Genomic DNA, 22323 nt, shown 5'->3' with positions numbered 1-22323 from the left:
TTACCTCCACGCCATGCGCATACTCGGGCCCCACTCAGCGCCTGCCGACGTATGGTTGGCATTTCCGTGGATTAAGTCCAAAATGAACTTACAACAACGCCAAGCAAGGAGACAGCCATGCGCATTGCCGATGCCCAATGGATTCCCTCCACCCAGCACCAAACCTGGGATTCCCTCACGGATCCGGCGGTGTTGCAGCGATGCATACCGGGATGCGTGAACGTGACGCAACGGTCCCCTACCGAATACGCCGTCACCTTGCGGGCCAACATCGCGGGGATCGACACCGACTACGAGGGCGAGATCCTGCTCTCGGACGTCAACGCCCCTGACAGTTGCACGCTGGTCTTCGAAGGCAAGGGCCGCGCAGCCTGCCTGGCCATCGGTACCGCGCAGGTCAACCTCAGCACCAAGGACCAAGGCACCCGCGTCGCCTACACCGTGGCGGGCATGGCCGGGGGCAAGTTGGCCGAGTGCGGGGAAGGCCTGCTGCTGAAAGCGGGCGACAAGATCATCCAGAAGTTCTTTGCCGCCTTCATCGACCACATGGCGGCCCAGCCGCGCGTCGCGCCGCCGCCCCCTCCTCCCGAGCCCGAACCCCGCGGCCTGTCCAATTCCCGATGGTCATGGTTGTTGGTCGTGCTGGTTATCGCGGTTTTCTGGGGGTATCACTCGTTTTACAAGTGAAAACCCTAGTGGGCCGGTGATATCCTAGGCAGCATGACTCCGCCGCCGCCACCGACACAGCCAGCCGCCGAATCCCCTCGCTCTCGACGAGACTTGCTGATGGCCATGGCGGGCGTGTCGGCGACGGTGGTGCTGGCCGCGCTGGATTCCACCATTATCAGCACCACCCTGCCTCGCGTGGCCGAGGCCCTGAACGGCATGGCGCTTTACGCCTGGGTGGGCACCGGCTATCTGCTGGCCACCGCGGCGTCCATCCTGATCTTTGGCCGGCTGGGCGACATGTTCGGCCGCAAGCCCTTGATGCTGGTGTCCGTGCTTATCATCGCGCTGGGCTCCATCGCCTGTGGACTGGCGCAGTCCATGACGCAACTGATCGTGTTCCGCACCCTTCAAGGGGTCGGCGGCGGCATGATGATCGCCACCGCGTTCGCGGCGCCGGCCGACCTGTTTCCCGATGCCAAGCAGCGGGTGCGCTGGATGGCCTTGGTGTCCGCCGCGTTTGCCATGGCCAGCGGGATCGGCCCGGTGCTGGGCGGCGCGGCGACCCAGGCGCTGGGATGGCGTGCGGCGTTCTTCATTTCGCCTATCGCGGCCGCCGGCGCGTTTTTTCTGTTGGCGCGCTACTTCCCGCGCATCCGCCCCATGCACGATGGCAGCCGCAAGATCGACTGGGTAGGCGCCATCTTGCTGGTCTTGGCCGTGGGCGCCCCGCTGGCGGCGCTGGAACTGGCCTTCGCCCGGGGCGAACATGCCCATCCCTTGCTGGGTGCCATGTTGGCGGTGATTGGCGTGGCCGCCATCGCCATCCTTATCCCCACCGAACGCCGCGTAAAGTCCCCCATTTTTCCGCTACGCGTGCTGGCCGGGCAGGAATCCCGCCTGCTGAACCTGTCCGCCATGATGGTGGGCGCGGTCATGTTTGTGCTGATCTTCTATAGCCCGCTGTTGTTGCAGCAGGTGTTGGGCTACTCGCCCAGCGAAGCGGGTTTGCTGCTGACCCCGCTGGTCGCGGCGATTTCAGTCGGCAGCATCATCAATGGCCGGATGTTTCCCAAGCAGACTGAACCGCAACGCCTGATGGTGTTCGGCGGCCTCCTCCTGGCGGGCGGTACGCTGATGGTGCTGTTGATCTCGCCCGGGACCTCGGCCTGGTGGATTCTTGCCGCTTTCTTCGTCAACGGCTGCGCGCTGGGCTTTCTACTTCCCAATCTGACGCTCTTCATGCAGATGCTGAGCGAACGCCGCGACGTGGGCGTGGCGTCGGCGCTGGTCCAGACCACGCGCGCGATCGGCAGCGCCTTGGGTACCGCGCTGGTGGGCATCATGATTTCACACGGCACGGTACTAAACGGAGTGCGGGCCGGCCTGGTCTTGTGTATTGTCCTGTCCCTGGCCTGCGCGCTGCTTGCGCATCGAGTCAAGATGAAGAATCTGGTCACTGGCCGGAAATAAGGCAAACCGAGACACATCATGCGTCAACGCAATCTGTTGGACCTGCTGCTGCTGGCGGCGGTCTGGGGCGGCTCTTTTCTGTTCATGCGCCTTGCCGTGCAGGACTTCGGGCCCATCGCCCTGATCGAATTGCGTGTCGGCCTGGCGGCGCTGTTCCTGCTGCCGGCGGCCATCTGGCGCGGCAAGCTGCCCTTGATTGCGCGGCACTGGAAGGCGCTGCTGGTGGTGGGCACCTTGAACGCCGCCGTGCCCTTCCTGCTGTATGCCTACGCGGCGCAATCGCTGGGCGCTGGGTTCCTGTCGGTGGCCAACGCGGTGACGCCGGTATGGGGCGCGGTCGTCGGGTGGCTGTGGCTGAAAGACAGGTTGCCGTGGATGCGGTCGCTGGGCCTGTTGATCGGGTTCGTGGGCATCATCGTGCTGGTGTGGGACAAGCTGAATTTCCAGGCCGGGGGCACCGGGCCCGCCGTGCTGGCCGCCGTGTCGGCGCCCGTGTTCTACGGCATCGCCGCCAACTGGACCAAGCGTTTCCTGACCGGCGTGGACGCCTTGGCCAGCGCCACGGGCAGCATGATCGCGGCCTCGCTCGTGCTGCTGCCGCTGGCCGTGTCGGCTTGGCCGGAGACGCCCGCGTCGATGACCGCCTGGATCTCCACGATCTTGCTGGCTGTCGTCTGCACCGGCGCGGCCTACATCATTTTCTTCCGGCTGATCGCCAATGTGGGGCCGACCGCCGCCGTCAGCGTCACCTTCCTGGTGCCGATTTTCGGCGTGGTGTGGGGCGCGTGGTTGTTGGACGAAAGCATCACGCCGTCCATCGCGCTGGGCGCCGCCATCATCCTGGTTGGCACCGCGCTGGCCTTGGGGCTGATCAAGCGCCGTACCTGAGTCGGCGCTTCAGTATTTATCCGACGACCCCGTCAACGCCACGCCGATGCGCAGCAGCGTATAGGACACCGCGTCCACCCAGCGCCGCAACCATCCCCGGCGCTGGTAATCCAACGGCCGGATGAAGCGGCCGCCTTCGCGTATGGCCGCTTCCAGGCGTTCTTGCAGGTCCCACGCAAAGGGCTGGCTGTCGACGACGACGTTGGCCTCGCGCGCCAGCAGCAGGCTGAACGGATCCAGATTGGACGAACCCACCGTGGCCACGTTATCAATGACGGCGACCTTGGCATGCAGGTATCCCGGCATGTACTCGAAGATCTCGATGCCGTCGCGCAGCAACTGGTCGTATAGGGAACGGGTGGCGTGGTACTGCATGCGGTATTCGACCTTGCCTTGCAGCAGCAACCGTACCCGCACACCACGCGCGGCGGCTTTGGCCAGTGCGCGTCGGAACTGGCGCCCGGGAAAGAAATACGCGTTGGCGATAAGAATGTCGCGACGCGCCTGAGTGATGCCATACAGATACGCGCGTTCGAACGTCTGGCGATACCGCAGGTTGTCACGCAGCACCAGCGCCGCGCGCAAGGTGCCGCAAGGTTCAACCGGCGCATGGTGCGGCTTGGTGAGCCGCATGCGGCTCCAGTCGCGCGGATGGCGCCGCAACCGCGCCCAATTCAAGCGCACCCACAGCAAGTCCTGCGCGTAGGCCGCTTCGGTGACGAGCGGGCCTTCTACCTGCACCGCGAAATCAAAGCGCGGCGCGGAGATGCCGTCCGTAGGATCCAAATCATCGTAATCATCGATGACGTTGATGCCGCCGATGAACGCAATGCGTCCATCCACAATGGTGACCTTGCGATGCAGCCGTCGCAGCCGGCTGCGCGACGGAATAAAGCGAGCGAACCAGCGCGGTTCAGGCCGGAAGATGCGGCATTGGGCGCCTGCGTCCAGCAGCATCGCGCGCACGTGCTCGACGTTCATGGCGCTGCCGAAGCCGTCCAGCACCACCCGCACTTTGACGCCGCGCCGCGCCGCCGCCGTCAGGCACTCCAGCACCTGCGAGCCGGTGCGATCCACCATGAAAATATAGGTTTCCAGATGCACGCTGACCTGCGCGGCGTCGATAGCCGAACACAGCGCGGGGAAGAAGTCGGCGCCGTTCTGCAACAAGCGGATGTTGTTGCCGTCCGTCCATTCCAGCTTGACCTGCTCGGTCTTCACGGAAGTTCCAGCTCCGCCAGCAAGGGGGAGTGATCCGACAGCCGCGCCCACTCCCGGCCGCGCAACACGCGCGCGCTGCGCACGGCAAACCCGCGCTGGTAAATGCGGTCCAGGCGAAACCACGGGAACACGGCGGGAAACGTGCGGGGCGGCGGCTGCAGCATGCGCGCGCTGCCGTCCATGCCAAGTTGGTTGGTGCGTTCCATGACGGATAAGCCGCCATTGGGCAACCCGCGCAGCGCGTTGCTCAGCCGTTTGACTGAATCGCGCAAGCGCGGCAATTCGCCGCCATGACTGCGGGGCGCATGGGAAAACACTTCATACAGCCCCAACTGTTGAACGAACAGCGGCGCCAGCCGGTCATTCCAATCGTTGAAATCCCCTGCGATCAGAATGGGCTCACCGTCCGGCACCATGCGTCGGATCCGCTCGGTCAACGCCAGCACCTGGCGCGTGCGGCTGCCGGCAAACAGGCCCAGATGCACCACAAAGCAATGCACCGGCCGGTCGCCCACGTCGATGCGCGCATGCAGCAGGCCACGTTGCTCCAGGCGATGGTCGGAGATGTCGAGGTTTTCGTGATCAAGAATGGGAAAGCGCGACAGCAGCGCGTTGCCATGGTCCGTGGCGTGGCGGACAGCATTGCGGCCGTAAGCCACGTCCAGCCGCAAGGCGGCGGCCAGGGATTCGTGTTGCGCGTGGAGCAGGGATCGTTGCTCGTTGCGGCCCTGGACTTCCTGCAGGAAGACCAAATCTGGGCGCAGGCCATACAGCCCCAAGCGAAGTTCATTCAGGGAGTCGAGCCGGCCCAATGCCGAACGGCCCTTGTGAATGTTGTAGCTGACGACACGGATGAGCGACATAAAAGCGATGGCGCCTTTGAAAGCAGAGGAACCACAAGCCGGGCCCAAAAGCAGCCCCGGCAAGCACCGCCAACAAAGCGGCGTTTGCCAGATTACTCCAATTCAGCAAGCCCTAGCCGCAACAAGAACACACTTATCGCAAGCCAAGCCGCCAAAGAACGCAACCCGCCGCAAGCCCATGCCGCGCCACAAGCCGGGCCGCCGAGGATCCGGCTCCGCCGGTCCCGTGAGGCGCCCCCCTGGGGGGGAGGCGCCCCCGGCGCCTCGGGGGGGTCCCTTACTTTTCGACGTTACGCAAGCGGATGTGCAATTCGCGCAGCTGCTTTTCGTCGACTTCGGAAGGCGCTTGCGTCAGCAGATCCTGAGCGCGTTGCGTCTTCGGGAAGGCGATCACGTCGCGGATCGATTCGGCGCCGGTCATCATCGTGACGATGCGGTCCAGACCGAACGCGATACCACCGTGCGGAGGCGCGCCATACTGCAGCGCGTCCAGCAGGTAGCCGAACTTTTCCTGGGCTTCCTCGGCGCCGATCTTCAGCGCGCGGAACACCTTGCTTTGCACTTCTTCGCGGTGGATACGGACCGAGCCGCCGCCGATTTCCCAACCGTTCAGCACCATGTCGTAGGCCTTGGCGAACGCCTTGCTGGGATCGGTTTCCAGGAAGTCTTCGTGGCCGTCCTTCGGGCTGGTGAACGGGTGGTGGGCAGCGGTGTAGCGGCCGTCTTCCTCGTCGTATTCGAACATCGGGAAGTCAACCACCCACAGCGGCTGCCAACCGGCTTCGAACAGGCCCGTCTTCTTGCCGAATTCGCTGTGGCCGATCTTCACGCGCAGCGCGCCGATGGCGTCGTTGACGACCTTCTCGCGATCCGCGCCAAAGAAAATGATGTCGCCATCTTGCGCGCCGGTGCGCTTGACCAGTTCGGCCAGCGCGGCGTCGTGCAGGTTCTTGACGATGGGCGATTGCAGGCCATCACGGCCCTTGGCCACTTCGTTGACCTTGATGTAGGCCAGGCCCTTGGCGCCGTAGATGCCGACGAACTGCGTGTAGCCGTCGATTTCGCTGCGGGACATTTCCGCGCCGCCGGGCACGCGCAGGGCGACCACGCGGCTGCCGGGCGCCGTGGCGGCGGCGGCAAACACCTTGAAGTCCACATCACGCATGACGTCGGTCATGTCGGTGAATTCGAGCTTCACGCGCAGGTCCGGCTTGTCCGAACCGTAGCGGCGCATCGCTTCCGTCCACGGCATGATGGGGAACGGCGACGCCAGGTCCACACCCTGCACGACCTTGAAGACGTGACGGATCAGGTTCTCGAAGATTTCACGGATCTCGAACTCGTTCAGGAACGAGGTTTCGCAGTCGATCTGAGTGAATTCGGGCTGACGGTCAGCGCGCAAGTCTTCGTCGCGGAAGCACTTGGTGATCTGGTAGTAGCGGTCAAAGCCCGACACCATCAGCATCTGCTTGAACAACTGCGGCGACTGCGGCAGCGCGAAGAAGTGGCCGGCGTTGACACGCGAAGGCACCAGGTAGTCGCGCGCGCCTTCGGGCGTGCTCTTGGCCAGCATCGGGGTTTCGATATCGATGAAGCCCAGCTGGTCCAGGAACTTGCGCGTTTCGATCGACACGCGGTAACGCAGCATCAGGTTGCGCTGCATTTGCGGGCGGCGCAGGTCCAGCACGCGGTGCGTCAGGCGGGTGGTTTCCGACAGGTTGTCGTCATCCAACTGGAACGGCGGCGTGACCGACGCGTTCAGGATTTCGACTTCCTTGCACAGCACTTCGATTTCGCCCGAAGCCAGTTCGCTGTTGGCGGTGCCGGCCGGACGCTCGCGCACCAGGCCGGTGACGCGGACGCAGAATTCATTGCGCAGGCGCTCGGCGGTGGCGAAGGCGGCGTTGTCCGGATCGAACACGATCTGGGCCAGGCCCGCGCGGTCGCGCAAGTCGATGAAGATGACCCCGCCGTGGTCGCGGCGGCGGTTCACCCAGCCGTACAGGGTGACGGTCTGGCCGAGATGGTCACGGCAAACCTGGCCGGTGTAGCAGGTACGCATGCGGGATGACTCCGTTGTGTGCTTAGTTTGAGCGTAAGGGTTACGAATCGGCGCGCGGCGCGTCTTGCACGCCAGGCGCCGGAGAGAGCGAAGCCGGTTGGCCCTCGGGCGCAAGCGCCTGGGCCGGGGCGACCACGCCCATGGAAACGATGTACTTCAAAGCCGCGTCCACGCTCATCTGAAGATCAATCACATCAGCGCGAGGCATCATCAGGAAAAAGCCGGACGTGGGGTTCGGCGTCGTCGGCACATACACGCTGATGTGGTCGCCTGGCATCAGGCTGGCCACTTCACCGCTGGGTGTGCCGGTGACAAAAGCGATGGTCCAGGAACCCGCCCGCGGATACTGCACCAGCACCGCGCGGCGAAACGCCTGTCCGTTCGGGGCAAGCACGGTATCGCTGACCTGCTTGACCGAGTTATAGATGGAACGCACCAGCGGAATACGGCCGAGCAGGTTTTCCCACTGGTCCACCATGGTACGGCCGATCAGGTTAGCCGCAAACACGCCCGTCAACAGCACCACCACAATGACCAGGACGAAGCGGAAGCCGGGGATGTCGATGCCGAACAGCGATTCGGACGACAGAAAGCCAGGCACGAACCCTTCCAGGGTGGCGACCAGCAAACCCAGCACCCACACCGTGATGACCAGGGGAACCCAGATCAGCAGGCCGGTGATGAAGTACTTTTTGATAAGGCGCATCCGCATCGCAAGGGCTCTAGGTGGCGGACGACCCTGCGGCAGGCGCGCTTGCGGCAGGAGCGCCTGCCGCAGGAGCCGCTGGAGTTGCCGCCGGCGTGGCGGCCGGCGCCGAAGCAGGCGCCCCACCTTCGGCCGCCGTCCCTGTGGGCGCAGCGCCCCCGGAACCATTGCCACGGAAATCGGTGACGTACCAGCCGGAACCCTTGAGCTGGAATCCAGCCGCGGTCACCTGCTTGGAAAACGTGCTTTGGCCGCATTCGGGGCAAACCGAAAGGGGTGCATCGGAAAGCTTCTGCAAGACGTCTTTGGCATGGCCGCAGGCGCTGCACTTATAGGCGTAGATGGGCATCAAGGGCTCCCAGGCGCGCGCCCGGAAAATAAAAAGCCGTCGGTCGCCAGACAAATGCAGTCTGGGGCGACGGGAGGGCAAGGCCGGAAAAAAATTCGGGAAAGTCTTGAATTTTAGCGGTTTTTCATGAACCGTCGGTGTCCGGCCCGGCCCTGGGGCGCCAAGCGGCACCGCGGGGGCCTGCCCCCCGTGCCGCCAGCCGCCTTTGCCTATACCGGAAGCAGGAACATGATGGCCGCGACCAGGGTGGGCGCGAGGGCCGACAGGAACAGGCGGCCCGACGAAATACTGCCGTCCGGGAAGTGGTTCTTCAAGATGGCGAAGCCTGCCGGATTGGGCGCGTTGGCAATCACGGTCAAGCCGCCGCCCGTGACTGCGCCGGCCACCAGCATGTAGCGCCAAGTCTCGTTCGTGCCTTCGACCAGCGAGCCCAGGTACGTCAACGCGGCATTGTCGGTAATGGCCGTCAGCGCCGTGGCGCCCCAGAACAGCACGAACGGTTCCAGCCCGCCCAGCAAGTCCTGCAACCACCATTTTTGCAAGCCGCCCAGTACCACCAGCCCGGCCAGGAAGAAGCCCACCATCAGGCCTTCCTTGATCAGCAGGCGGTTCTGATGGCGCTTATAGGCTTCCGAAAAGCCGATGAACATCATCAGCAGGCCCATGAAGATGGCCGGGTGATGGGCGGTGAGCACCACGGCCACCAGGAACGCCAGATGCACCAGGATGACGAGCACCGGCACCGGGGGACGGGAATCCGACCCATCCGGTGCATCCACCCCGCCGCCCGTACCCACCGAGCGTTCCATCAGCGCCTTACGGCAGACGAAGGTCAGGATGCCTGCGTTCAGCAGGACCGCCACCGCGGCACGCCAGCCGAAATGCTGCACCATGTGCGCGGCGTCCCATCCGAAGGTGGATGCCACCATCAGCACCGGCGGCGCGGCGTAGGACGTCAATACACCACCAATGGACACGTTCACGAACAGCACGCCCAAGGTCAGGTATTTGAAGCCGGCGCGGCCGCTCGTGCGGAAATAGGCATCGCGCAGCAAGATGGCGGCCAGCGTCATGGCGGCGGGCTCGGTAATGAAGGAGCCGCCCAGCGGCACCAGGGACATCACCACGAAGAAGGTCGCCAGCTCGCGCGGCAGCGGCAGCACGCGCGCCACGATGCGCACCATCAGCCCCACCATTTCCAGGATCGGCCGGCTGGCCGCCACCACCATGATCACGAAAACGAACAGCGGCTCGGTGAAGTTGCGCGTGTCCATGTAGTTGATGGCGCTGGTGGGGCCTGACAACGCCGCCATCGTCACGATCAGCGCAAATGCCCAGACGCCGAACACTGCCTCCACCTCGGCGAACAAATGCCAGATGCCCGCGTGCGGGCCGCCGCGATGGGCAAGCCGCGCAAAAACGGGAACGGAAAAGGTATGAAGAACCGCCACGGCAAACAGGATGGTGGCGATGACTTCAATAGGCTGGGGCATAAGAGGGACTTCCGAAATAAAGAATCACGCAACGGAAACTCACGCGATGCGAACGCGATCCGGCGCTGCTCACCGAACAAGGCAGGCAATATAACGCAGGCATATTGCCGTGTAACGCAGGGACTACACCAAGGCGCACCGCGCTACGTCCGATGCGTAGACCCTTTCCCCGGCCTGGCCTAGCTGATCGGCGCGGGCGGTTCCGCCCCCTGCTGCGCCGCCTTCATCTCCATCAGCAAGCTGTGCAGCATCTCGGTGGACAAGCCGTGCAGCACCAGGCGGTAACCCGCGCGCAAGGTCGACAGCGGCACCAGCGGATGGCTGTTGTTGACCAGGATCAGGTGCTGCGGCGCGCCCAGCAACTTGGCCGTGTAGATGCCGATGGTCTCGTCCAACTGCAACGAATTGGCGGCGCGCCAGAAGTCGTTGTCGGTCAGCATCAACTGATACAGCGGCGTGAACAGTTCAATGGCGCTTTGCAGGTCCAGGAAATTCAACCGGCCTTGCGGCATGTCTTCCAACTTCAGCGGCGGGTCCTGGATCATCGAGAAGTCCACCGTTTCAGGCGCATGCATTTCCACGCCGGCCTCGCGCAGCGCCTGGTTCAAGCGGATGACGAAGTTGAACAGGTTCAGGTCATGTTTGACGAAGAGTTCGTCTTTCAGATCATCGATTTCCAGCGGTTGCAGCGGCGTGGTCGTGATCGGCACCGGCGAGTTCGCGGCGATGAACGCCAGCGCCTGCGCACCCAGATGGAAGTGGCGCAGGATCAGCCAGTTGGCCTCGGGCGACACAAAGCGCTTGAGCCCCCAGGCCAGAATGCGATGCAGCAGTTTCGAATGCGACCAGCGGCGCGGCAGGAACGTCTTCACCACCTGAATCAGGATGATGAAGGCGCGCGCCAGCGGCCGCAGGAACGGCAGCAGATACTGGCGCGAGGCGCAACTGGAGTCCGTCAGCCAGGCCTTCTTCACCTTGTCCGGCAAGGGCGTGCTGCGGTCCAGGTACAGGGCAAGCCAGGGGTTGGGGTCGGCCGGATCGTGCGGCTTGGCCAGAAAATCGGGTTCCTTGCTCATGCCGCTTCGCCCTCCATCACGTGGTGGAACTGCATCAGGTACAGCGCGGCCGTGCGGCGCGCGGTATCCACGATGCGCTGTTCGGCGCGGCCGTCTTCGTCGCAATCCAGCGCCAGTTCCACCGCCGACAACCAACGCGCCAGATGATGTTCGTCGTTATGGCCGTGGTATTCCAGAAAGCGGAACGCATCGGGCGGCAGCTTCAGGCTGGCCTTCAACAGCGGCAGCAGCGCCGACACGATGCGCTGGCCCGTGCCCTCGATGATGTAGATGGCGCCCAGCAGCCCAATCGGGTCGCGCGTGGCGGCCAGGCCGTGCAGATAGGCGTTCAGTGCCTCGCCACCGGGGTTGCGGCGCAGCGCATCGATGTTGTCGACCGCGCCGCCTGCCGTGCGGTAGTCCTGGAACAGAATCTGGAAGTCGTTCTGCTCTTCGCCGGCATGCATGTCGATCAGCGCGGCCAGCGGCGCGTATTGCTCCGTCAGCGACGCCGCGCCTTCGCGCATCCACTTGCTGCCTTCGCGCACCTGCGGAATCCAGTTTTCCATCCAGTTCAGGTAGTCGGCCGTCTGGAACTGGCGGTTGCGCAGCCGGCGCACCACTGGCGTGCGCCATACCCGCGAACGGTAGTCATGCCAGATGGCGGCCAGCTCGGTCAGCAATTGGCCCAGGCCTTGCGGCGCCATGTCGGGATCGTGCGGCGGTGCGATGGCGTCGGCGTCATCGCTTTGCGTGTCGTCGCGGGAAGCGGGCTTGGCGGCGGACATCGTGGTTCCGGTCACGGCCGGCGCATGCACGGCCTCGGCTTCCAGCAGCATATAGGCCGCCATGAAGCGCCCGGACTCGGGGATGTAGCAGAAGATCTGTTCGCCGGGCTTGATCTCGCGCGTTTCCAGAAACTCGGCCAGCATGATCAGGATCGACGCCGCGCCCGTGTTGCCGCGCCACGCCAGGTTGCTGAACCAGCGCTCGCGCGGAATCACCAGGCCCGCCTTTTCCATCAGGTCTTCGACCACGGGGATGAATTTTTCAGACGAGTAATGGCACAGGAAATGGTCGACCTGGTCCGGATCCAGCCAGCCGTCGCGCACCAGCTTGGCGTACTCGTGGATACCGATGTCGAACAGATGCGGCAGCAGGCGGATGTCCTGCCGCAGTGACAGCGCACCGTCGGCCTCGGCCTCGTTCCAGGACGGGTAATCCAGATGGCCTTTTTGGCGGTCAGCGGACAAGCCCAGTTGCATGCACACGGGGTAGTCGCCCGAGAACGAGCGCTGATGCACCCATTTCAGTTTCAGCCGGACGCCGCTGGATGCCCCCGCCAGCGCGCGGCCCGAGTTGCCCAGCAGCAAGGCGCCCGCGCCATCCGACAGCATCCAGCGCAGGAAGTGCGCGTCAAAGTCCGCGTCATAGCCACGCGCCGCGAAGCGCGATCGCTTGAACAGGCGCGACGGCAATTCGCTGGCCACGGCCAAAGCGCTGGCGTGTCCGCCCATCTCCACGCCCTGCGCGGCCACCTGGATCGCCGACACACCCGCCGCGCAAATGCCATGCACCGACAGCGTTTCCATCGGCTGCGCGGCAAGCTCGCCCTGGATCATGTTGGCAAAGCCCGGCATCAGCGCGTCGCCGCCCGACGACCCGCTGGTCAACAAGGACACGGCGGAAAGGTCGCTGTCGTTGCGACGCAGGCAGTCGCGGATGGCGTTGGCCGCCAGTTGCGCGTTCGTGTAGACCGTCTGGCCTTCCGGGTCGATGGCGTAGTAGCGCTGCTTGATGCCGTTCTCGGCAAGGATGCGGCTTTTGATGCGGCTGGACATCCGGTTCAGCGGCGCAATGTAGCTGTCCATGGCGTCGTTGGACACGGCTTCGCCCGGCATGAAATAGCCGGCGCTTTCCAGGTAGACACGATTAAACGCGATGGGCATGTGACAGGCCTCGATGGAGAATGGATGGGACGCTAGCGGACATGCTCGGGCGCCATGCGGGAACGGCTGCGCAAACGCGGCACGAACGCCGCCAGCACGAAGACGCGGCACATATAGGGCAGCAGCCCACGTTCGTTAAGTGCCGGGTCGACGCGCGCGCGATAGTGCTCGCGATGCAGCCGGGTCAGTTCCGACCAATGCGCGCGCGGATGCTCGTGGTGCGCGGTATGCAGGCCGATATTGAACAGCAACGGGTTGACCAACCCTTCGAAATTGCGCGCGTAATTCAGACCCGCCACCGGGCGCGGCCCGCCGTCGGCATGCGCGTGCTGCAAGTAGTTGGTGGCCAGCAGCCAGTGCAGGCCATGCAGTTGCGGCACGATCACCAGCACCAGCGCCTTGACCGGATTCACGGCCAGCAGTCCGCCCCACAATCCCAGCCACGCACCGTATTGCGCCATGCTGTAGCGCCACGCGCCCGGCCAGTAGCGGCGCAGTCGGCCCAGCCACGCGAAGAACATCGGGTACAGCACCCAGCCCGCCTGGAACGGGTGCAGCACATAGCCCCACAGGTGATTCGTGTCGCCGCCAAAGCGATACGTGCGCGCGGCGTCGCGCGCGCCATGCTTGTAGCGATGATGGTTCGCCACATGCGCCGGATAGAACACAAACGTCGGGTGCCCCTGCAACAACGTGATCCAGAAATCGGTGGCGCGATTGGTCCAGCGTCCGCGCCACATGCGGATGTGCGTGTGGTTGTGATGGATGACGCCGATGCCCAAGGTCAAAAAAAGCATCAGCGCGTAAAGCGGCCACCAGAATCCGTACACCCATTGCCACGCCGCCAACGCGGGCAGCGCGGCCAGATAGGCCAGGCTTTGCCAGTCGCGCCGGTTGCGCAGCGACGGCAGGCGGCGCCGCGCGTTAAGCCTTGCCGCCAACAGAGTCTCTGCGCCGGAAGGCATCCAGCTGGGGGGCCGCGGCCTCGGCTTGCAGGCGCGTGCGGAACAAGCGGTCCATGAAGGTGAACTGGAAGCCGTAATTGCCGTTGTAGCAGGCGTGGTGCAGATGGTGGCGCCGGCTGGCGGCGAACCAGTGCGCGTAGGACACCTTGGGGAAAAAATCGTAATTGGCGTGGCCGATGCAATTGAAGAACAGGCTGAACAGCGGCACCGACGCCAACGCCCAGAAGCTGAAATCATGCAGCACCATGGGCAGCATGATGACGTTGCCCAGCATCAGCGCTTCGATGGGATGAAAGCTGTAGGTCGAGAACGGCGTGGTCACCACGGACCGATGATGCGGCAAGTGGAAACGGCGCAGCAGCTTGGTGTGCAGCAAGCGGTGGTTGATCCAGAAATGGACATCGTTCCAGGCCACCAGCAGCAGGATTTCCACCACCACTTTTTGCCAGCTTGGGTTCGGGTCCAGATGCGCCCAACCCAGTTGCAGCAAGCCCCAGGGAAAGATCATGCCCGTGCCGAACAGCAGGATGGACAGCCCGGACTGCGCAAATTCACGGCGTAGCTGGCCGGGGCCCAAGGGGCGCGGATCCAGCGGCCGGCCTATGCCGAGTGCCGGCAACACGTGCTGGGTCAGCAGCCAGGTGGCCGCGCCGAAGACCAGATAGATGCCGCCGAAGAACAGCAGCCCCGCCAGCATCACCTGCCAGGCGGACAAGGCTTCAAATGCTTGAGCCATGAACGTTTTGTTTCACCCCGAAGAATGGCCGCATCATAAGCAATCCGTCAGCATCCCGGTAAGGCATTTATTACAAAATGAATCCGGGCACCACAAAGCTGAATGGAACAGCGCGATTGCGGCCTAACTTCCGTCTACTGGCAAGGAAACTGGCGGTTCAGGCCCGCAACGGCCGCGTCCAGGCGCAGTGCCAACGCCGCGCTGGCCGCCGGCATCGGCTGCCGCAGTTCTTCGGTCAAGAGGCCCTGGCGCCCAAGCTGCGCCTTCAGCGGGCCGGGGTTGGGTTCTTCGAAAGCCAGACGGATCACTGGCGCCAAGGCTTGGAACAGCCGACGCGCCACGTCCAGTTGCTGCGCGCGCACCGCCTGGTACATGGCCACGAACAGGTCAGGCCGTATATGCGCGGCGGCGGCAATCATGCCGGCCCCGCCCAGGCACAGCACGGACAAGGTTTGCAGATCTTCGCCCGCCAGCAAATTCATCTGGCCGTCGGCAATCAGGGCCAGCGTCTTGTCCAAGGACCCGCCGCAATCCTTGATGGCGGCAATGTTCGGATGCGCGGCCAGCGACAGCAAGGTCGATGTCTCAAGCGTGGTGCCCGTGCGGTAGGGAATGTCGTAGAGCACCAGGGGAAAGCGCGAGGCATCGGCCAGGCGGCGGAAATAGGCGGCGGCCCCTTCCTGGCCAGCGCGCACGTAGTACGGCGCGGGCGCCAAGATGCCCGCCAGCGGTCGCGTACCAAAGGCCGACAGGCGATGCAGCACATGCCCCTGGTGGTTGCCCGCCAGGCCCATGATGACGGGCAGCCGGCCGGCTTCGGTCAACACGGCGTCCAACACCGCCAGTTGCTCGGCGTCGTCCAGTGACGCGGCCTCGCCCGTGCTGCCGCACACGACCAGCCCGTCCACACCCGCGGCGGCATAGTGGCGCACCAGGCGGCGCAATGCTCCGCCGTCGACGGCCCCGCCGGAAAACGGCGTCACCAACGGCACCCAGACGCCTTGGAACACAGATTGTTGAATAGACATGAGAACACTCCTTCGATGTAAGCGGACCGCGGTTGGACCGTACAGAAGTGCTCGGGATATCAGAGGATGCGCGCGGAGGCGCTGAGGCGCCGCCAGGAGGCCGCTGTTCCGTCGCCCATCTGACGGAACAGCATGCTCCGGTCAGATGAGCGGCTGTTTTTTGGATTTCAGGCCGACGGCAGCCAGCACCACGCCCAGGGCGCGGATGCAGGAAGCGGATTCGATGGCCTGAAGATTCATGAATGAAAAAAACGCGCGTAAGCGACGGATGCGGAAATTTACCGGGCGGCCGTCAACGTGTCAACGGCGCGCGGTGGCGTGCGGCCTTGCGCGCGTCTCGGACGGCTCGACGGCGCTAAGCCCGCGCATAGCTACGCTTACCCCAGGCTGGCCAGGAACACGGCGCACAGCGCCTGCATGCCTTGGCGGTCGTCTTCGTCGAAGCGGTCAGGCACCGGGCTGTCCACATCCCAGACACCGATCAATTCACCCTGATGCACCAACGGCACCACGATTTCCGAACGCGACGCGGCGTCGCAAGCGATGTGGCCCGGGAAGGCATGCACGTCGGGCACCAACTGCGTCTGCCGTTGGCTCGCGGCCGCGCCGCACACACCGCGATTCAAGGGGATGCGCACGCAGGCCGGCTTGCCCTGGAAGGGTCCAAGAACCAGCTCGGTGCCATCGAAAAAATAAAAGCCCGCCCAGTTCAAATCGGGCAAGGCTTGATAGGCCAGCGCGCTCAGGTTGGCGGCGTTGGCGATGCGGTCGGGCTCGCCTTCCAGCAGCGCGCGGGCCTGCGCCACCAGTTCGGCATACAGGGCGGACTTGGATTCGGCGACGATCGGGGCGGCTTCAAACATGGCGATAAATGTAACTGTACAGGCGGTTTTCGATGCAGGTGATTTTAGGGGTTCCGCGCGTTAAAGGGGCCGGGCTGCTAGCGTGTGGGACAATACTTTTTTGTCGCAGTCCCGTTACAAGCCTCTCCCTTTACCCTTCTTCTTCAAGAAGCAATCCATGGACAAGCCTCTCGAACCTGCGTTTTCCTTTTCGGAACGCGCTCAGCAACTTACCAGCTCCGCCATCCGCGAGATCCTCAAGGTCACCGAGCGCCCCGAAGTCATTTCGTTCGCTGGCGGCCTGCCGGCGCCCGGCGGCTTCCCGGTAGAAGTGGTACGTGCTGCGTTCGACAAGGTATTGGCCACCAACGGCCGCGCGGCCCTGCAATACGGCCCCACCGAAGGTTATGCGCCGCTGCGCCAATGGGTTGCCGACGACCTGAACCGCGCGGGCGCCAACGTCGCCGCCGACCAGATCCTGATCGTCTCGGGTTCGCAGCAGGCGCTGGACCTGCTGGGCAAAGTGCTGATCGACAAGGACAGCAAGGTGCTGGTCGAAGACCCCAGCTACCTGGGCGCCCTGCAATCGTTCAGCCTGTACCAGCCGAAGTTCGTGCCGGTGCCCACCGATGACGGCGGCCTCATCCCCGAAGCCATCACGCCGGAACTGGCTGACGGCGCGCGCTTCCTGTACGCGCTGCCCAACTTTCAGAACCCCACGGGCCGCACGCTGAACCTGGAACGCCGCATCGCGCTGGTCAAGCGCGCCGCCGAACTGAACCTGACTATCGTTGAAGACGACCCCTACGGCGAACTGCGCTACGCAGGCGAGCCGCAGCCGGGCCTGATCGCGCTGGCCGCCGAATACGGCGCCAACGTGGTGCGCCTGGGTACGTTCTCGAAGGTGCTGGCCCCGGGCCTGCGCCTGGGCTACATCGCCGGCGCGCGCTCGCTGATCAACAAGCTGGTGCAGGCCAAGCAAGCCACCGACCTGCACACGCCCACGCTGACGCAGATGGCCGTGTACGAAATCGTCAAGGACGGCTTCCTGGAAGAGCATCTGCCGAACGTGCGCGAAATCTACCGCGCTCAAGGCAGCTGCATGCTGGACGCGATCAAGCAGGAATTCCCGTCCACCGTCACCTGGACCAAGCCGGAAGGCGGCATGTTCATCTGGCTGACGCTGCCCGAACACATGGACAGCACCAAGCTGCTGGAAAAAGCCATCGCGCAAAACGTGGCCTTCGTGCCGGGCGCGCCGTTCTACAGCGGCGCGGGCAAGCCGAACACGCTGCGCCTGAGCTTCGCCACCGTGCCGGAAGACAAGATCCGCACGGGCATCGCCATCCTGGGCAAGCTGCTCAAGGAATACACAGCATAAGCAAGCCGCAGCCTTCCGGGCAATGCGGCCTGAAAACCGCATCCTGAACGGCGATTGATCCTCCACGGCCGGGCGCGATGCCCGGCCGTTGTTTTATGCTGTCGGCTTTCCCGACCATTTTCTGACCGTGACAGTGAGCGCCTCGCAACAATCTCCCGTCGATCTCAGCGACATCGTCTTCACCGACTGGGTCGAACGCTGGCTCCCGAAGTCGTGGCGTCCCTACGCCCGCCTTTGCCGCCTGGACCGGCCCATCGGCACGTGGCTGACGTTGTTGCCGGCCATTGCCGCGCTGGTGCAGTCCGCGGGCGGGCTGCCCGACCTGCAACGGCTGATCGTCTTTTCGCTGGGCGCGCTGCTGATGCGCGGCATCGGCTGCACCGTCAACGACATGTGCGACCGCAACTTCGACAAGCACGTTGAACGCACGCGCTTCCGCCCGCTGACCAGCGGCCAGTTATCGATGAAGAACGCCGTGTGGTTCCTGGTCGGCCAGTTGCTGGTCTGCGGGTCACTGCTGTTTTTCCTGAACGAGATGAGCCGCTGGCTGGCCTTGGCGGTGCTGCCCTTCGTCTTCATCTACCCGCTGTGCAAGCGCGTGACGTACTGGCCGCAAGTGGTGCTGGGCATCTGCTTTAACTGGGGCATGCTGATGGCCTGGTCCGACACGCAGAACGTGGTGCCGCTGGCGGCCATCGCGATGTGGCTGGGCGCGGTGCTGTGGCAGGTGGGCTACGACAGCATCTACGCCTATGTCGACGTGCGCGACGACCGCAGCCTGGGCCTGCACTCCACCGCCATGCGCTTCGGCGACCAGGGCAAGCTGTGGATCGGCGGGTTCTATGTCGCCACCGTCGTGCTGTGGGCCTGGGGCGGCCACGCCATGGGGCTGTCGTGGGCGTATCAGGTGGGGATGGCCGCCGTGGCGGTACATCTGGCGTGGCAGTTGAAGGTGTTCGATATTCAGCGGCCCGATCGCAACTTCATGCTGTTCCGCGCCAACCTGTGGCTGGGCGCGCTGCTGGTTGCGGCCGCGTTGGCGGGCACGCTGATCCGCTAGGGAAGACGGGGCATACGCGCAGACCCGACGTAGATCCGGCCCGGATCCGGCGCAGATCCTGGGCATGAGCCGGGCACATGAGCCGGCCACGATTTGCCGCGCGCGCATTGCCGCCTGGGCCGGATCGCGCCATCATGGCGCTTGTCGAAACGACCTACGGAGACACCGCATGCCCTCTTTCGTGAAATCCCTGGCGACTGCCGCCGCCGCATCCGCCATGTTCGGCGCCCTGTTCGGCGCAATGCCCGCGCAGGCCGCCACCGACTGCTCGGCGCAGCGCGGTTGCGCCGCGAAGTTCTGCGAAATCGAAAACGACATCGCCGCTGCCCAGGCACAGAACAACACGCGCCGCGAAGCCGGCTTGAAGAAGGCGCTGGCCGAAGCCCGTGCCAATTGCACCGACGGCCGCCTGCAGTCGCAGCGCGAAGCCGACGTGCGTGAGAAACAAACCAAGGTGTCCGAACGCGAGCAAGAGCTGAAGGAAGCGCGCGCCAAGGGCAAGCAAGACAAAATCGACAAGGCGCAGCGCAAGCTGGAAGAAGCCCAATCCGAATACAACGCCGCGCTGGTGGAGTTGAATCGCTAGGGCGTTTGCTCTCTGTTTGCGCTGTCTGCTTTCCCTTAGCCCCGGGCATGCCCCGGGGCTTTGCTTTTTTAGTCCTGACCGCGATGTGCGAGCGGCCTTTCGAACTCCCCCTCAACCACTATCTATCGTGTCATCAGACGGAAATATCACCATCCATGGTGCCAACTGGTGGAATCCAAATAGATTAGTACAGAATTTGGAAAGATGTTTTCAGGTAATAAGGGTTTATCCCAGGGTTCTTTGAGCACAGAATGCATCTCATCGGGACACAGCAAGCGAACCCCAGGCAATGACGCCAGCGGTTCGAATCCCAAGCTCACAAGACACCGGAGGTCTGCTATGAAAACCCTTGCTACCGCATTGATGCTGTCCATGTCCGTTCTGGCTGCCGGCGCGCAAGCCGCCGAAGCCGACCAAGGCCCGACCCGCGCACAGGTTCAGGCCGAACTGCAACAAGCCAAGGTTTCGGGCCAATACACGTTCGGCGAAGAAGGCTACCCCGCCCCCATCGCCCAGACGTCCAGCCTGACCTCGCAACAAGTCCAAGCTGAACTCGCCCAAGCCAAGAACGCTGGCGAAGTCACCTTCGGCAACCTGGACTACCCGCCCGTCGCCGCCGCTGAACACGCCACGTCGCTGAGCCGTTCGCAAGTGCAGTCGCAACTGGCCCAAGCCAAGGCGGAAGGCCTGGTCACCTTCGGCAACCTGGACTACCCCCCCATGGGTAGCTGATCCACGGGCCTGAAAAGGCCGTGACAGCCCCATCGAAAGCCCCTCGGTAAACTACCGAGGGGCTTTGTTTTTGACGATTCGACGGCTAATTAAGTCATATCGGCGTTAACTTAAACCGTTACGACAGATTTGATTCTACAAATCGACAGCGCTCACGCATAGGATGAGGCCACCCCCGTCCATTTCATTGCAGGAGCAGCACCATGTCCACCTCAGCCACCCGCCCCATCGTTTTGCTGGGTGCCGGAAAAATCGGTTTCGCCATTGCCCTGATGCTGGAACGCAGCGGCGATTACGCCGTCCTGGTTGCCGATCAGGACCCCGCCCGGCTGGCGGTTCTGGCCGAACTGGGCTGCGAAACCCGCCAGATCAATGACGACGCCTCGGTGGCGCGCTGCATCGAAGGCGCCTATGCCGTGGTCAATGCCCTGCCCTTTCATCGCGCCACCGCCGTTGCAGGCCTTTGCGCCCGCGCCGGCGTGCACTACTTTGACCTGACTGAAGACGTCGCCAGCACCCACGCCATCCAGGCGCTGGCGGGCGATGTGCAAAGCGTCTTGATGCCGCAATGCGGCCTGGCTCCCGGCTTTATCGGCATCGTCGGCAACGCGCTGGCACGCCGCTTCGACACCTTGCTAGACCTGCGCATGCGCGTGGGCGCGCTGCCGCGTTACCCCTCCAACAGCTTGCGCTACAACCTGACCTGGAGCACCGAAGGGCTGATCAACGAATACTGCAACCCTTGCGAGGCCATCGTCGACGGGCAACTGACCAGCGTGCCGGCGCTGGAAGGCTACGAAACGTTCGCGCTGGATGGCGTCGAATACGAAGCCTTCAACACCTCGGGCGGACTGGGCACCCTGCCCACGACGCTGCTGGGCCGTGCCCGCAACGTCGACTACAAATCCGTGCGCTATCCCGGCCATTGCAACATCATGAAGTTGCTGCTCAACGATCTGCGCCTGCGCGATCGCCGCGATCTGCTCAAGGACATTTTCGAGTCCGCCATTCCCACCACCGAGCAGGACGTCATCGTCATCCAGGCCTCGGCATCCGGCCATCGCCACGGCAGGTTGGAAGAAGAGTCGTACCCGATCCGCGTGTTCGGCGCGGACGTCGACGGCCACCGCCTTAGCGCCATCCAGTTGTCCACGGCGGCGGGCATCTGCGCGGCGTTGGACCTGGTGGCGCAAGGCGCCTTGCCGCAAAAGGGATTCGTGGGCCAGGAAGCGATTGATCTGGATGCGTTGCTGAACAACCGCTTCGGCCGCGTCTACGCGGGCAAACCACTGGCACTGGCGGGCTGCGCGACGGCCGACCGCTAAAAGCCGCTACCCATCGCGCGGGCGCATACGCCCGCCCGCGCGGCGTTACGTCCAACCTTCCAGACGTAGCGTCGCACGCACCAGCCGCTGTTCTTCCTGTTCGATATCCGACAAGCTTTGACGCACGCTGTCCACATGGTCGGCGGCGGCTTTGCGCGCCTGTTCCGGCTGGCGTCCCGTCACCGCGTTGAACAGGCGCGTGTGCTGCCGGTCGATCTGCCGCTTTTCGGGTTCGCGGTGGTACAGATTGTTCACGCACGCAAACACCGAACCCAGCAGCAGATCCGTCAGCGATTGCAGCGTGTGCACCAGCACCGGGTTATGTGATGCCTCGCAGATCGCCAGATGGAAAGCGTGGTCCAGATGGGCATGGGTAGCCGTATCGGTAGCCGTACCCTGTGCCGCCACCATGTCGTCATAACGGCGGCGGATCATGATGAAATCTGCCTCGGTGCCGCGTATGGCGGCAAGGCGCGCGGACTCGGCTTCCAGCAGCGAACGCACTTCCAGCAGGTCGTAAAGCGTGCGGGGCTGCGAATTGAACAGATGCATCAACGGCCCGGCGTCCACCTTGGAAATGTGCGCCACGAACGAGCCCTTGCCTTGCGCGGTGTGAATGATCTCGCGCGCGCGCAACAGCTTCAGCCCTTCTCGCAACGCCGTGCGCGATACGCCCAACTTTTCAGTCAAGCGCCGTTCGGACGGCAACGCCTGCCCAGCTTTCAGCACGCCATCCAGGATCAGGCGTTCGATTCGTTCGGCAACCTCGTCCGCCACCTGGCGGGGTTTTTCTTCTGTTTCCGCGTACATGCAATCTCCGCACCAGTGGTATGACCAAGCCGAACCGTTGTTTCCGGCGAATTACCATACCCCCGTAAGTGGCTGATATAGAACCACAAAAATCTGGTATCTGTCTTCACCGCCGTAAACAAACTGGTATGAC

The 22323-nt window shown here is 63.9% G+C and carries 21 protein-coding genes; 8 read left to right on the top strand and 13 right to left on the bottom strand.

The window, feature by feature from the left end; genetic code table 11:
• The first annotated feature begins 117 nt into the window (after window positions 1-117).
• The 3 genes from CVS48_RS06970 to CVS48_RS06960 all read left to right on the top strand — a co-directional run bounded on the left by CVS48_RS06970 (window position 118) and on the right by CVS48_RS06960 (window position 3027).
• On the top strand, window positions 118-687 hold the full coding sequence (locus CVS48_RS06970; RefSeq protein ID WP_100853810.1) for an SRPBCC family protein: 570 nt from the start codon (window positions 118-120) through the stop codon (window positions 685-687).
• Window positions 688-786: 99 nt separating this feature from the next.
• Complete coding sequence (locus CVS48_RS06965) at window positions 787-2139, top strand: MFS transporter (RefSeq protein ID WP_167400957.1); 1353 nt, start codon at window positions 787-789, stop codon at window positions 2137-2139.
• A gap of 18 nt (window positions 2140-2157) precedes the next feature.
• On the top strand, window positions 2158-3027 hold the full coding sequence (locus CVS48_RS06960) for a DMT family transporter (RefSeq protein WP_100853808.1): 870 nt from the start codon (window positions 2158-2160) through the stop codon (window positions 3025-3027).
• 9 nt (window positions 3028-3036) lie between these two features.
• Here CVS48_RS06960 and clsB read toward each other — a convergent pair whose 3' ends face one another.
• From clsB to CVS48_RS06900, 12 genes are all read right to left on the bottom strand, one after another.
• Window positions 3037-4248, bottom strand: coding sequence for a cardiolipin synthase ClsB (gene clsB / locus CVS48_RS06955; RefSeq protein WP_100853807.1), 1212 nt, complete (start codon window positions 4246-4248; stop codon window positions 3037-3039).
• Window positions 4245-5111, bottom strand: a complete 867-nt coding sequence (locus tag CVS48_RS06950) for an endonuclease/exonuclease/phosphatase family protein (RefSeq protein ID WP_100853806.1) — start codon at window positions 5109-5111, stop codon at window positions 4245-4247. Before CVS48_RS06950 ends, clsB begins: the two co-directional genes overlap by 4 nt.
• 277 nt (window positions 5112-5388) lie before the next feature.
• Complete coding sequence (gene aspS, locus CVS48_RS06945; RefSeq protein WP_100853805.1) at window positions 5389-7173, bottom strand: aspartate--tRNA ligase; 1785 nt, start codon at window positions 7171-7173, stop codon at window positions 5389-5391.
• A 40-nt stretch (window positions 7174-7213) separates the two neighbouring features.
• Complete coding sequence (locus CVS48_RS06940) at window positions 7214-7879, bottom strand: DUF502 domain-containing protein (protein WP_167400956.1); 666 nt, start codon at window positions 7877-7879, stop codon at window positions 7214-7216.
• 16 nt (window positions 7880-7895) lie between these two features.
• Window positions 7896-8228: an FmdB family zinc ribbon protein gene (locus tag CVS48_RS06935; protein WP_100853803.1), complete on the bottom strand. Its 333-nt coding sequence runs from the start codon at window positions 8226-8228 to the stop codon at window positions 7896-7898.
• A 209-nt stretch (window positions 8229-8437) separates the two neighbouring features.
• On the bottom strand, window positions 8438-9721 hold the full coding sequence (locus CVS48_RS06930) for a putative Na+/H+ antiporter (protein WP_100853802.1): 1284 nt from the start codon (window positions 9719-9721) through the stop codon (window positions 8438-8440).
• A gap of 179 nt (window positions 9722-9900) precedes the next feature.
• Entirely contained in the window at window positions 9901-10797 is an 897-nt protein-coding gene (locus tag CVS48_RS06925) for a DUF6999 family protein (RefSeq protein WP_100853801.1), read from the bottom strand.
• The gene (locus CVS48_RS06920; protein WP_100853800.1) at window positions 10794-12725 is read right to left on the bottom strand and encodes a StlD/DarB family beta-ketosynthase; all 1932 of its coding nucleotides are present in this window, start codon (window positions 12723-12725) and stop codon (window positions 10794-10796) included. Before CVS48_RS06920 ends, CVS48_RS06925 begins: the two co-directional genes overlap by 4 nt.
• A gap of 32 nt (window positions 12726-12757) precedes the next feature.
• The gene (locus tag CVS48_RS06915) at window positions 12758-13690 is read right to left on the bottom strand and encodes a fatty acid desaturase (RefSeq protein ID WP_419191451.1); all 933 of its coding nucleotides are present in this window, start codon (window positions 13688-13690) and stop codon (window positions 12758-12760) included.
• The gene (locus CVS48_RS06910) at window positions 13650-14426 is read right to left on the bottom strand and encodes a sterol desaturase family protein (protein ID WP_100853798.1); all 777 of its coding nucleotides are present in this window, start codon (window positions 14424-14426) and stop codon (window positions 13650-13652) included. The genes CVS48_RS06915 and CVS48_RS06910 overlap by 41 nt, the downstream gene beginning before the upstream one ends.
• Before the next feature lie 134 nt (window positions 14427-14560).
• Window positions 14561-15454 (bottom strand): 4-hydroxy-tetrahydrodipicolinate synthase, encoded by an 894-nt coding sequence (gene dapA / locus CVS48_RS06905; protein ID WP_100853797.1) that lies wholly within the window; start codon window positions 15452-15454, stop codon window positions 14561-14563.
• A gap of 377 nt (window positions 15455-15831) precedes the next feature.
• Window positions 15832-16317, bottom strand: coding sequence for a GAF domain-containing protein (locus CVS48_RS06900; protein WP_050448331.1), 486 nt, complete (start codon window positions 16315-16317; stop codon window positions 15832-15834).
• A gap of 157 nt (window positions 16318-16474) precedes the next feature.
• On the opposite strand from CVS48_RS06900, the gene CVS48_RS06895 reads away from it, so the two are divergent.
• The 5 genes from CVS48_RS06895 (at window position 16475) to CVS48_RS06875 (ending at window position 21380) form a co-directional block, all read left to right on the top strand.
• Window positions 16475-17677 (top strand): aminotransferase-like domain-containing protein, encoded by a 1203-nt coding sequence (locus CVS48_RS06895; RefSeq protein ID WP_100853796.1) that lies wholly within the window; start codon window positions 16475-16477, stop codon window positions 17675-17677.
• Between the two features lie 133 nt (window positions 17678-17810).
• Window positions 17811-18737, top strand: a complete 927-nt coding sequence (ubiA, locus tag CVS48_RS06890) for a 4-hydroxybenzoate octaprenyltransferase (protein WP_100857541.1) — start codon at window positions 17811-17813, stop codon at window positions 18735-18737.
• Window positions 18738-18906: 169 nt separating this feature from the next.
• Window positions 18907-19323 carry a DUF1090 domain-containing protein gene (locus CVS48_RS06885; RefSeq protein ID WP_100853795.1) on the top strand — a complete coding sequence of 139 codons (417 nt, stop codon included), beginning with the start codon at window positions 18907-18909 and terminating at the stop codon, window positions 19321-19323.
• A 339-nt stretch (window positions 19324-19662) separates the two neighbouring features.
• Complete coding sequence (locus tag CVS48_RS06880) at window positions 19663-20055, top strand: DUF4148 domain-containing protein (protein ID WP_100853794.1); 393 nt, start codon at window positions 19663-19665, stop codon at window positions 20053-20055.
• Window positions 20056-20258: 203 nt separating this feature from the next.
• Window positions 20259-21380, top strand: coding sequence for a saccharopine dehydrogenase family protein (locus CVS48_RS06875; protein ID WP_100853793.1), 1122 nt, complete (start codon window positions 20259-20261; stop codon window positions 21378-21380).
• A gap of 45 nt (window positions 21381-21425) precedes the next feature.
• On the opposite strand, the gene glcC is transcribed toward CVS48_RS06875, so the two are convergent.
• Window positions 21426-22190: a transcriptional regulator GlcC gene (gene glcC, locus CVS48_RS06870; protein ID WP_100853792.1), complete on the bottom strand. Its 765-nt coding sequence runs from the start codon at window positions 22188-22190 to the stop codon at window positions 21426-21428.
• Window positions 22191-22323 lie beyond the last annotated feature (133 nt).

The organism is Achromobacter spanius (assembly GCF_002812705.1).
Classification (GTDB): Bacteria; Pseudomonadota; Gammaproteobacteria; order Burkholderiales; family Burkholderiaceae_B; genus Achromobacter; species Achromobacter spanius.
The sequence above is the reverse complement of the archived record's forward strand: the minus strand, read 5'-3'. Positions and strand labels throughout refer to the sequence as shown.